Origin of the sequence: Mesorhizobium sp. B263B2A, from assembly GCF_020165775.1 — a bacterium.
Lineage (GTDB): Bacteria > Pseudomonadota > Alphaproteobacteria > Rhizobiales > Rhizobiaceae > Mesorhizobium > Mesorhizobium opportunistum.
In genome coordinates this window covers 98,255-109,557 of the sequence record NZ_JAIUIU010000002.1, presented here as the reverse complement: position 1 = coordinate 109,557, position 11,303 = coordinate 98,255, and the positions used below count along the sequence as shown (strand labels likewise).

The following is an 11,303-nucleotide window of genomic DNA, read 5'->3' as shown; positions in this document are numbered from 1 at the left end:
CGCGAGCTTGTTGCAGAATGGCGAGATGGACACCCAAGCGGCTCATATGATATATATGAGCCGTTGCTAAAATGCTTCAGACGCAGAGCATTCAAGGGGAATAAGATTCACGATAGTGCCGATGTTAATGAAACGGCGGGCGATCTAGCTGTCTTTACCTAAAGGTGTGTTTCACTTTTTCGAATGGGAACAACAATAATTGTGGGGCTGGAACCGTTTGGATATCTGTGGTGAGTAATCGCTCCCACTTCGTACAGACTTTCGCACTATGCGAACTGAGTTAGTCAACGACCTTGGCCATCGCGCATGACCGCTTTTACACCTCAGGAGGTACAGATGACAGATAAGACCGATGCAACATTAGCACAGGCGCTTACGCAAGAGTTCCTGGTTGCATGTGAATTGCCGTCTTCGATCGACTCCTACGAGCTCTTCGCGAAGAAGGTCATCGCGGCTGCACGGGCGCGGGATGAAAGATGGGATGACATTTCATCTGCTCCCAAGGACGGAACCAGGATTCTCGTGCTTTGCCCCCGTGCGCGCATCTTTCCGGAAATTCACATCGACTGGTGGTCGGATGGCCCCGGCAAGCCGCGCTGGTCCCAGTCGAGCCCAAACGAGCAACCGAAGTTCTGGCGTCAGATCCCAGCCCGGCCGGGGCAAAGTCACGACCTACCCGTAGGAAAACGCGACCGCCGCTGATTGTGGGCTGCTACAGATCCTCGCGACGTTTCTCGTAAAGATCCCACGCGAGTTCCACAATGGTAGGGTGGCCATCGTCCTCGTTCCCGCCGGTCGCAACCCTCCGCCCGGACGATATCAACCACGAGAGGCTGCAACTGGCTTGCGCTTAGGGCCTGTAGCTCGGCGTCACCAACGCAATGGGTCGCACGGCCGAGCAGTGACGTGGCCAGCTTGACGTCTCCGGAGACATTGGCTGAGACTGGCGATGATGACCCTGGTGCGCTCGTAAGCTTGCTCAGCAGATGGAAGGGCAATGCGCCACCTGACGCGCTGAATGGCAGCTATCCAGGCTCATTGAGGATGATCGGAAAGACCAGCCGGTTACCGATCTCTGCCCGCAACGCTCCTCGAGGCACACCCGCAATATGAGGGCTAAGCCGTCTGCATATCAATGCCAGGTGAGCGCCGCGAGCTAGGGTGTCATCGCGCCGGATAGCCGTTTCCAGTTCAGCCAGATCATGCCGTCGAGGCTGCCATCTTCCAGCTGATCGACCATGTAGCCATATCGAAGGCGTGGTCTCAATGATCGTGTAGGACACGGCGAGGCCGCTGTAAGGATGTCCCGAAACGGATCAACCGCGTTTGGCACCGCAATTGCTTGTTCAGAAAGACAAGCGGGATACGCCCTACATGATCGAAAGTGATCCTAAGGTTGGCTGCAATCGATGCAAAGTGCCCCTTACCGGTGTCACTCGGTCTCCAGGGTCCGACCGGTTGACTTGCCCCAGTTGCGGCCTCACGGACACTTACGACAATGTCATGCTTGAACTTGATCAGCGCACTGCGGAAGCACTTTCTCGTGCGCTCTGCCAACCCGTCTCGCCAAAGGCGTATCGTTTCGCACTGATATTTCGGGCAGGGACGCGATAGGCTCAACGCAAATATCAACATCGGAATTGCGCGGTGACAACTGACGATTGGGGGCCGACACGGCCGGCTGAGGACGAACGAACGCCATAAATTCGTGGTTACACAAAATGGACCGAGGCTTGTCGAGCCAACAGTTTAGGCACGAATAGGCCTCGGCGATGGGTGAGACGCCGAGGCCTATGGACATGAACGAATCACATGGCATGTCCGCAATTACGATGCGCCTGAATTCTCCAACAAATGATAACCCGGCATGCAACCTGACCGGGTGGCAAGTGGGAGAATCCCGGCCCGGGTATGCGCTTGATATCATCTGGCATCCGCTTGATCGGCGCCTTCTTCAGTGGCGCAGGCTTACTGCCTTCCGGCCGCAGGCGTGATAAAACTCTTGCAGGAGAGCCTGCTCTTCGGCCGCGACCACGTCCGCAACGCCACTATCGAATGGCGGCCGACTTCAACACGGCGGGGCCTCGTTCCTCACTCGGCAATACCCTGCAGCCTTTGCCGAGGACATCACCGCAACGGCTCCGGCACTGCGATGATCGAAGGCCCTGCGCCTCCGGTTGCTCAACCGCAGTTGGCGCGGGAGCAATCTGCAACTGAAGCCATGCTGCTGGCGCCGATAAAAGTGCGAATACAGTACGCAGTGAGGCATAGTCTTGTCACGCGAAGTGAGAAGGGGGCGGCGGCCCTAGCCCGATTTGCTAGAGTCCCCGCGCAAGGCGCCACACGGACAACAGACCTGTGAACGAGCCGAAAATGCCGATGAGCCAGCCCATCCGCGCCATGGCCGCTCGCCATTGTTCCTTGCGTTCTTCCCGGACCGCGTTCCGGATTTCCGAATATCCGCTTGCCGTCAGGATCCAGCAGTCAAGCTGGATTGACCGCTTCCAAAGCGCTCCATCCTCAACCGCGTAGTCAATCGCCAACTTGTCTGCTTTCCGCAACAGTCGTCGCGTCCTAATCGCTTCGATCTGCTCGGAGTACAACAATGTCTCCCAATGACGTTTGTACCGTGCCCGCTCGCGCTCTGCGTCCGAACCAGCCTCTCCCAGGGTGAGTTCATACGCGTGGTCAATTGCCTTGATCGTTCGCCGGTAGGCGTCAAGTTCCAACAACTCTCTGATTGATAACGGTATCACCATCGCCCCCCAAGGCGCACTGCCCCTGCTGAGCCTACAGCCCGGCAGAACGGTCAGTCCATTCCACAACTTGGATGATGCAGGCATGCAAAGGGACTAGCCCCGTCGTCCCAAGGTTCGCGCTATTCAAATTGGCAAGCGGTTCAGCACCGAACGGTTTTGCCCCAGGTCCACGGATTGTGCGTCCTTCCCGTATCGCCAAACCTCCGTAGCGAATACGTGAGGAAGAGAGGTTATGGGCGCTGTCGAGACTGACCGTTCCTCGCAATTAGACAACCCGCCAAGACCCCGGCAACACCCGCAGCAGCCTTAACGACAGCGTCATCGACGGCCGGGTGTCGTGTTGGGCTTAACAGTTGCAAGGCCTCTATGCCGAACGCTACAGCAACGACAAGGCAGAGCGTCAGAAGCCAATTTCGATGGTACGCGAGCCCGAGCAGCAAGCCAAAGGCTAGAAAAGCGGCTATTCGCTCGGGTTCCGGTCCAAACCCCGACATAGGCCGCATCCCGATCGGAACAATCGTCACGACGACGATAGCAACAAGGGTTAGCCACGCGGCAGTCCGGCAGACGGTCACAAACATTCTTCACCACTAGCAAGCAATCAGGCACGCATCTATCCTCAGTTTAATGTCAGCGGCTAGCCTTCTGCCCACATCCAAACGTACTAGCAGCCGCACCGACCATTTCGGTCTATCATCCTGCCTTTAGCGCCAGGCAGAGTGCGGGAATGCAATGAAATCTACCCATCACTATCTGGCGATAGACCTGCTGCGCATTTTGGCGGCGACCCTGGTGCTGTTGAATCACTTTGCGACTTTCGGAGGGGCGTCGGCGTCGGTTGTCGACCTCGACCAAGCCGCGTTCGGCTTCCTTTCGGCTTTCGCCGGCGTGGGCGCGGTGGGGGTCGAAATATTCTTTGTAATTTCCGGCTTTGTGATCGCCATGAGTGCTTCCGGCAAGGGAGGATTGTCGCACGCATTCCGGTTCGCGCGACTCCGCGCCGTTCGTATATTACCGGCTTTATGGATATCTGCGCTGATCTGTCTTGCAGCTAGAGCTGCCTACGGAGAGAATGTATCATTGCTGCCGATGGCGTTTATAAGATCAATTATCCTATCACCGAAGGGGCCATACATTGACGGTGTCGTATGGTCTTTAGTAGTCGAAGCGGTATTCTACGCGATGATCTTCATCTGTATAATCTCTCGATTTCGCCTATCTCTTTATGGACTGGCAATCGTTATAGGCGCCTGCAGTTCTGTCTATGTACTGGCCCTGTTTGTTCTCAATAGCATGCCAGCCAATAGCTTCTCATCTGATGTAATTGCGCCCCTGTCCGGCTTCCACTTCAAGGTGTTGCTTCTTCAGCACGGCATTTTTTTTGCCGCTGGGATGATGCTGTTTGGCTTGAACGATAGCCTGCAGAGACTCCGTCGTACACAGATGGCTTCGTTGATGTATGTTTTCCTCGCAATGGGTGTGCTGGAGGTATTGTTTTCGGTGGACAGGGCTTATTCCTACAGAATCGCAGCAGCTGGAATCTGGGCCTCATGCGTGGCAGCAATAATTCTAAACGTCGTTTCACAAGACGCGGTGAATTCACGCCTTCTGGGATATAGCAGGGCGATCAAGTTCTGCGGCAGATTGAGCTATCCGCTGTATCTCAATCATTACGCTTCTGGGATGATTATTGTTTGGTTTGTAAACTCTTTTAGGCTTCCGGCACCCGTTTCCTTTGGAGTTTCCTTGCTGACCGTATTGATTTTAAGTTTGGCTGTCCTGTGGCTGGAGGGCAAGATCCAAGGTGTGGCCAAAAGCTGGTTTCACACCCCCGCGTCGGCTTCGCAGGTCAAGCCTGCCGACGACGACACTCGCGTCCGAGTGGTCGCCGCGGGCGCCTAGCGCATTTCTTGATGGGGGCAGTGGCCGTGCGGCGCCTGGAAGCTCGTCAGGAGTCGCAAAGCATGGGCCTTGAGCAGCCATGTTCAGTCGACCGATTATCCGAAGGGATGACGCCCTCTTCAAACTGTGCAGTGGTCGCGGCAGGCCTTTCGATGTAGCAAAAAGCGATGCCTTCGTGGCGCCCGGAGCAAAGGCCCATAACATCCCATGGACCGCAAGCCGCACTACTTCACCTTGGACTTCCTGCGGATTGTGTCCGCCATATTGGTGCTCCTAAGCCATTTCGCTACATATGCCGCGACGTCGGCATCGGTCACCAGCGGAGAGGATGCGGCCTTCGGGTTCCTGTCTGTCTTTGCAGGCTTGGGAGCGGCAGGTGTCGCCACCTTGTTTGTGATTTCGGGTTTTGCGATTGCAATGAGCGCCTCTCGCGATGGCGGGGTGTCCGCGGCTCTGAGGTTCGCGCGTATCCGGGCTACGCGCATCCTGCCTGCCTTGTGGCTGTCGGCAATCGTCAGTTTGGGTGCGCGCGCCTTTTACGGCGAAGACTTCCGAGTTCTGGTATTGGATGCTATCAGATCCGCTGTTTTATCTCCCAAGGGACCATACATTGACGGTGTGGTCTGGTCGCTCGTTGTGCAGGTGACTTTCTATTTACTGGTCGCCGTTTGCGTCATATCCAAATTCCGCCTGTCGCTCTATGACTTGGCAAAATTGATAGGTCTGTCGAGTTCGGCATATCTTCTAGTTATGAGCGGCCTTCATTTGGCGCCGTCCTCCGTTGGGGCGGAGGGTGCAATAGCTGTGCTCTCCCGCTTTCCTTTCAAATTACTCTTGTTGCAGCACGGCGTCTTCTTCGCGGCTGGAATGTTGTTTTTCGTTGCCAGCAACCAAGATCGTGGACCGCGCCCCAGCTATATGCCAATGACCATTCTGTTTGTTGCGTTCTCGATAATGGGAATAATTGAGATATTGCTCAATTTGGACAACTCTGGAGAATATAGATACATAGCGGTTTCAATTTACGCTTTTCTGTTATCGGCAATGGCGCTTGGAAATTTTTTTGACCTGAAAATTAGTAAAACATCCGGAATGTACCGTGGTGCTGTAAAGTATATTGGGAGGATAAGCTACACCGTATACTTAAATCATTATGCGCTTGGAATGGTTATTGTGTGGTTTCTGTTTCGCACGGGACTCTCAGCCAATGCCGTGTTTGTCGTGTCTGTAGCCTCGGTCTTGATTGTCAGTGCTGGCGTGAGCTGGTTGGAGAAAAAAATCCAGAACGCCATCACCGGAAGGTTCGCACGTCCCATTTCAGGCGCGGCCAAACTGGCGGCCATGTGAAGGGTCGCAATGCGGGACGGGCAAATCCGCGGCAGGTCTTTGTTGGCAACCATGAGATGGTGCTGCGGGCTCCTTCGCAGGGTCAGTTCCCCAAAGGCCAACCTCGCGACGTCTGCCTGGTGTCGATAGGTCCGTTGGGGTCTCGGCCTGTCAATGAGCTACAGCTAACTTGGTAGGCACGATATGCTGTGGTGGGCTGTTGAATAGGACTAGTATGGTTCAAATTCTGCAGCGGCGTGCGTTGTAAGTTGGTCCGGTTCGGAGAGATCGAGAGATTAAAGATGGGAAAAAGGAAGTCACGCAGCAGACCGAGCGGCGACTTGCCCGTTGTGCAGGGCAACAGACCCAAGGCAATAGCACTTGCCGCCTTGCATGTGAGCGAAGCGCTGTTGCTTGAATTGGAAGCATCCGAGATACTCACGGCCAGAGAAATCAGGGGGGTGCTGAAAGACGCCGCGACGACGCTGCGGAATGCTGCAACGCAGGTGGACAACCGAAGTTGTATGGTGGCGAGTGAGATGGTCGAGGCCATCCGAGAAAGTTTCAAGAAAAGCAAAGCCTGATCCGCGCCCGGCGGGCGCTGTTCGCCAGATTGGCTGCGGCCAACGTAACCCCGACGTCGCTTCTTCATCCAATAGGTGTAGCTAATATAGGCTACTCATCTACTCGAGCCTGATATACACTAACCCCGGGATGTCAAAAGGAGGGGCTGGTGGGGTTCAATGGTATCTGCATCGCATCCATTTGTGACTGGGAACGAAAACCGTCCCTCATCGACCCGACTTGATGATGATGACAAGGATTACATCAAAGCACTCGGCTTCGCGCTGAGGCGGTATCCGGCCGAAACGGCAATCGTCGATCAAGGCCAGCACGCTGCTCGTGTCTTCATAATCGAGTCTGGCTGGGGATGCATATCACACAATCTGGCCGGCGGTCAGCGTCAGATCCTGGATTTTGCGTTGAAAGGCGACGTCGTCCTGCCACACTCTTTCCCAGGAACTGCTCCGGAGACGTTTGTCGCACAGACCGATCTTGCGGTATTCGAGACATCAACCAAGGCGTTCGCGCTTGCAGTCGCCAAGTCGCCTCGCATAGCTTCCCTATTTCTTGAAACTTTGGTCCATCAGCGGGCGCTTGTCGCTCAACATCTGACCAATGTTGGTCGGCGCAGTGCCTTGACGCGCACCGCACACCTGCTCCTCGAGCTTAGGACGCGCTTGGAGCGCGTGGGTGGTGTTGCCCGCAATGGTTATTCTTGCCCGCTTACCCAGTACGACCTCGCCGACGCGCTAGGGCTGACGCCTATTCACGTCAATCGCATGCTGCGAGAACTGCGTGAACGCAAGCTTCTGGAGTTTCGTCAGGGCCATGTCCGGATCCTGGATCGAGAGGGCATCGCAAAGTTTGCAGGGTTCGACGACAGGTATGTCGACAGCTGACGCATGTCCCCGGTCTGCATGCCCGAGACGGTCCATTTCAACTACACGGGCGGGCGCCTCTATATGGCCCGGTGCGGGTGCGTTTCGCCCCCCAACAGCACGAGCCTTTGCCGAGGGTTGTGCACGGATGCCGGGCGATCTTCCTCCCGCCAAATGAACTCAATTTTTTTACGCTTCTTTAACTTATATTAGTGAAAGCGTGCAGTTTCGCTGATAGCCTGACTAAATTAGACGTGTGACGATGGCGGGGGCCTGGGAACGCACAGTCTGTTATCTTTGACGCGAACAGAAAATCGTTCGCACTATTTCGCTTGTCCCGAAATCCCCGTCTCGTGCCGGTCTCGAACGTGGGTGTTGTTTAGGGGTGAGTGGCATGATTACGGCAATTCAAACAGATACCAAACCCATCCTTGGGCTGGAACTCGTCGGTCAAAAAGGCGGGGCAGGGGCAATACGTCTTCACGGAAAGGCAACTGCTGAAACCTGCCTGGTTCTGCTCGATGAACGTGTGCTTGATCGGCAATGCTTGGCACAATGCTTGACCACTTACCGTGTCGGGAAAGATATCGTGTCATTCGGCTCGATCGACGAATGGCAGCTGTGCGAGAATATGCCGCCGGCTTCGGCAGTTCTGCTAAACCTGGGAAGCCGGAAGGTCAGTGATGCAAAGACAGGAGACGCTATAGCCGACCTCGTCAGGAAGGCTCATCCCGCTCCAGTTGCGATCTTGGCTGACACTGACGAGTTGGAGCAGATTCTCAGGGCTCTGGGCTACGGCGCCAAGGCGTATATCCCCTCATCCCTCCGCTTCGAAATTTGTGTCGAAGCCATAAACTTCGTCATCGCTGGCGGCACATTTGTTCCGGCAAGTAGCCTTGCAGGGTTGCACAAGACCATTGAGGCTGATGTCGAAATGCCAAGACCTATGGCGAGCGTGTTTACCGAGCGGCAAGAGGACGTTGTCCAAGCTCTCAGACGCGGGAAGGCGAACAAGATAATCGCCCACGAGCTCAATCTTCGAGAAAGTACGGTCAAAGTTCATATCCGCAATATCATGAAAAAGTTGAAAGCAACGAACAGGACAGAGGCTGTCTATATGCTGAACGAGATGTTTCCCGGTGCAAATCAGTCGGTACGAGCGAGTTGAAGCGCTCTTGCGTGTTGATCTAGCATGCCTTGTGTTGGAGAGATTTCTCAGCGGCGACTCTCACGAGCTACGCAGGCGTAGATTGTAACTCCAGTTCACAGGCGCTTCGAGATTTGCGTCGGCTACGGCTGCCGGGCTCTCAAGGGAAAGCTTACTGGCGATCTGTGTCGCGCCTGAGCGGGTTGAAAGCATCATGACTGGTCGAATTTCCTGTTTTGTGTTGAGTGGCGGAGTTGGCGCCCGGCTATGGCCGCTGTCTCGGGAGGACAACCCGAAGCAGTTCCATGATCTCGCTGGTGAAGGGTCAATGCTGACCCAAACCGTCAGGCGACTGAAGAGCCGCTGCAACGCCGAGACGCCGATCCATCTGATAGCGTCGGAACGCAACGCAGATAGGGTCCGGTCCGACCTTGTCGGAATTGACCTTTCTGGTGGATGTGCCGTCTTCGAACCGGTCGGACGCAACACTGCTGCTGCCGTCGCCACTGCGACGCTGCACACGATGGCTCGCTACGGGGATGGGATCGTTCTCATCGTGCCCTCTGATCATGCGATCTCCACCAACCTGGAATTCTGGGAGACAATCGAGAAAGGCATGCCAGCTGCGGACGAAGGCAGCCTTGTTGTGTTTGGCCTACGTCCAAGTCGCCCTGAAGCTGGATATGGCTACATTGAGGCCGGGGCGCCCACGGATGGAGCCGACATTCGCAACGTGCTTCGGTTCATCGAGAAACCCGAGCTCGAGGTGGCAAAGACGTACATCGGCACCGATTCATTTTTCTGGAACACAGGCATCTTTCTGTACCGCGCGAGCACCATGCGCGAAGCCTTTCTTCGCCACCGTCCCGAGATTTGGCGTCGCGCTGAAAAAGCCCTGGATGCGGCGACGACAAACGTCTCTGGTACCTATCTCCCGCTCGATCTCTATGCGTCAATCCCGGCGATATCCATTGACTACGCCATCATGGAGAAAGTCAGCAATATCGCTCTGGTACCTGCAAGCTTCACTTGGAGCGATCTTGGCTCTTGGCAATCATTGCTGGATTCAAGCGTGACCGATGAGAGCGGAAATGTGGTGATCGGCGATGTCGTTGCCATAGACTGCGAAAATTCCTATCTGCGCAGCCGCGGCAGGTTGCTGTCGGCAATCGGGCTGAAGAACGTTGCCGTTGTCTCGACCGCCGATGCGACCTTCGTGGCCCCTGTAGCCGAAAGCCAGCATGTTAGGCGGGTTGTCGAGCGGCTTGAGAAATGGGGCCGTCTCGAAACCAAGTTCACGCCTTCCCACAATCATGTTCTGCTGCCGGGCGCCTGGCGCGAGCGTGTTGCACACTGGCTTTTCAATGAGACATTGCCGCACTGGTCGACGGTGGGGGTGGACGAACGCTACGGAGGCTTCCACGAGGCATTATCGCTAGACGGCAAGCCGCTTTCCAAGCAAAAGCGCATGCGAACAATGGCGCGGCAGGTCTATGCGTTTTCGGTCGCCAAGCTGCGCGGGTGGGACGGACCCGCCGACAATATCATCGCGCATGGAATCGAGTTCATGAAGCGTGGACGAACCAGTCGAGGTGGCTGGGCACGTACACTCAATGTCGACGGAGCCGTCGCGGATCCGTGCGAGGATGCCTACGATCATGCCTGTGTTCTTCTGGCCCTGGCATACGCCCATCAGGCACAAAACCCGGATGCGCTCAGGCTCGGCGAAGAAACCATGGCTTTCGTCGCCGCGCATCTTGAAGATGGCCGTTTGAACGGGTTTCTCGAAACGTCGAGCGGGACGGGGCTACGCCGCAGCAACCCCCACATGCATTTGCTGGAAGCCTTCTTGGCGTGGCATACGGCTACCGGCCAGCGGAGCTATCTTCGCCATGCAGCGCGCATCGTCGATCTCTTCCGCACGCATTTTTTCGATGCCGACAGCTGGACGCTCGGGGAGTATTTCGACGACAAATGGAAGCCGGCTGCCGGTGAGCAGGGGCAATGGACTGAGCCCGGCCACCATTTCGAATGGGCCTCGCTCCTCGTCGAGTTTGCCGACAAGAGCGGACAGACTGATCTCATGCCCTATGCAAGAAAGCTCTATGCCTCCGCTATAGCCAATGGGCTCAATCGATCGACCGGCCTGGCCTATGGTGCCGTGTCGCGTTCAGCTTTGCCGCTCGACATGATCTCGAGGAGCTGGCCCCAGGCGGAGGCGATCAAGGCCGCGATCGCACTGGATGGAACCGGCGGGCCAGACCTGAAGCCGGAGATCGAAACCCGTGTCGGGCGCTTGTTTCGCTGGCATATCGACCCAGCCCCCGTAGGACTGTGGATCGACAGGATCGATGAAAAGGGCAGGGCCTTAGCCACGGAAACGCCCGCCAGCATATTCTATCACCTGGTGACGGCCCTGATGCAGTATCTTGACAAGACGGAGAGTGCGATAGTTCGGCCGATATCGGCATCGCCTGATGCATCAAGGCCCGGCTTGGATCGAGATATGTTCGATCAGGCGCTTCGGGATTCGGCTTAGAATGCCTCTGTCATACCGGCCGCGCCTCATCAAAATGAGCTGATACCGACCACCATTGGAGCAACACCGCTCGGCACTGTACACCATTTGAACGGGTTTTCGCAGCGGGAGCGACAGCCTATCTCTCAACTGCTGGAATTGGTCCAGTCGTAAATATGGATTTCAAGCATGCTACAACGGTCGCTGGC

Annotated in this window: 9 protein-coding genes; 7 read left to right on the top strand and 2 right to left on the bottom strand. The window is 56.0% G+C overall.

Annotation, left to right across the window (positions count from 1 at the left end; genetic code table 11):
• The first annotated feature begins 336 nt into the window (after positions 1-336).
• Positions 337-702, top strand: coding sequence for a hypothetical protein (locus LB568_RS05850; protein WP_013894093.1), 366 nt, complete (start codon positions 337-339; stop codon positions 700-702).
• A gap of 1,616 nt (positions 703-2,318) precedes the next feature.
• Here LB568_RS05850 and LB568_RS05840 read toward each other — a convergent pair.
• Both LB568_RS05840 and LB568_RS33770 read right to left on the bottom strand, forming a co-directional pair.
• Positions 2,319-2,729 (bottom strand): hypothetical protein, encoded by a 411-nt coding sequence (locus tag LB568_RS05840; protein WP_140572128.1) that lies wholly within the window; start codon positions 2,727-2,729, stop codon positions 2,319-2,321.
• A 260-nt stretch (positions 2,730-2,989) separates the two neighbouring features.
• Positions 2,990-3,253: a VanZ family protein gene (locus LB568_RS33770; protein WP_224729716.1), complete on the bottom strand. Its 264-nt coding sequence runs from the start codon at positions 3,251-3,253 to the stop codon at positions 2,990-2,992.
• A gap of 238 nt (positions 3,254-3,491) precedes the next feature.
• Here LB568_RS33770 and LB568_RS05830 point away from each other — a divergent pair, with 238 nt between their 5' ends.
• From LB568_RS05830 to LB568_RS05805, 6 genes are all read left to right on the top strand, one after another.
• Positions 3,492-4,661 (top strand): acyltransferase family protein, encoded by a 1,170-nt coding sequence (locus tag LB568_RS05830; protein ID WP_224729561.1) that lies wholly within the window; start codon positions 3,492-3,494, stop codon positions 4,659-4,661.
• Positions 4,662-4,868: 207 nt separating this feature from the next.
• Positions 4,869-6,008, top strand: a complete 1,140-nt coding sequence (locus LB568_RS05825) for an acyltransferase family protein (protein ID WP_224729560.1) — start codon at positions 4,869-4,871, stop codon at positions 6,006-6,008.
• Between the two features lie 281 nt (positions 6,009-6,289).
• A complete protein-coding gene (locus LB568_RS05820) occupies positions 6,290-6,571 on the top strand; it encodes a hypothetical protein (protein ID WP_013894096.1) in 282 nt (93 codons plus the stop codon).
• Between the two features lie 159 nt (positions 6,572-6,730).
• On the top strand, positions 6,731-7,450 hold the full coding sequence (locus tag LB568_RS05815; RefSeq protein ID WP_013894097.1) for a Crp/Fnr family transcriptional regulator: 720 nt from the start codon (positions 6,731-6,733) through the stop codon (positions 7,448-7,450).
• A 373-nt stretch (positions 7,451-7,823) separates the two neighbouring features.
• Entirely contained in the window at positions 7,824-8,597 is a 774-nt protein-coding gene (locus LB568_RS05810; protein ID WP_013894098.1) for a response regulator transcription factor, read from the top strand.
• Positions 8,598-8,790: 193 nt separating this feature from the next.
• Positions 8,791-11,115: an AGE family epimerase/isomerase gene (locus LB568_RS05805; protein ID WP_013894099.1), complete on the top strand. Its 2,325-nt coding sequence runs from the start codon at positions 8,791-8,793 to the stop codon at positions 11,113-11,115.
• Positions 11,116-11,303 lie beyond the last annotated feature (188 nt).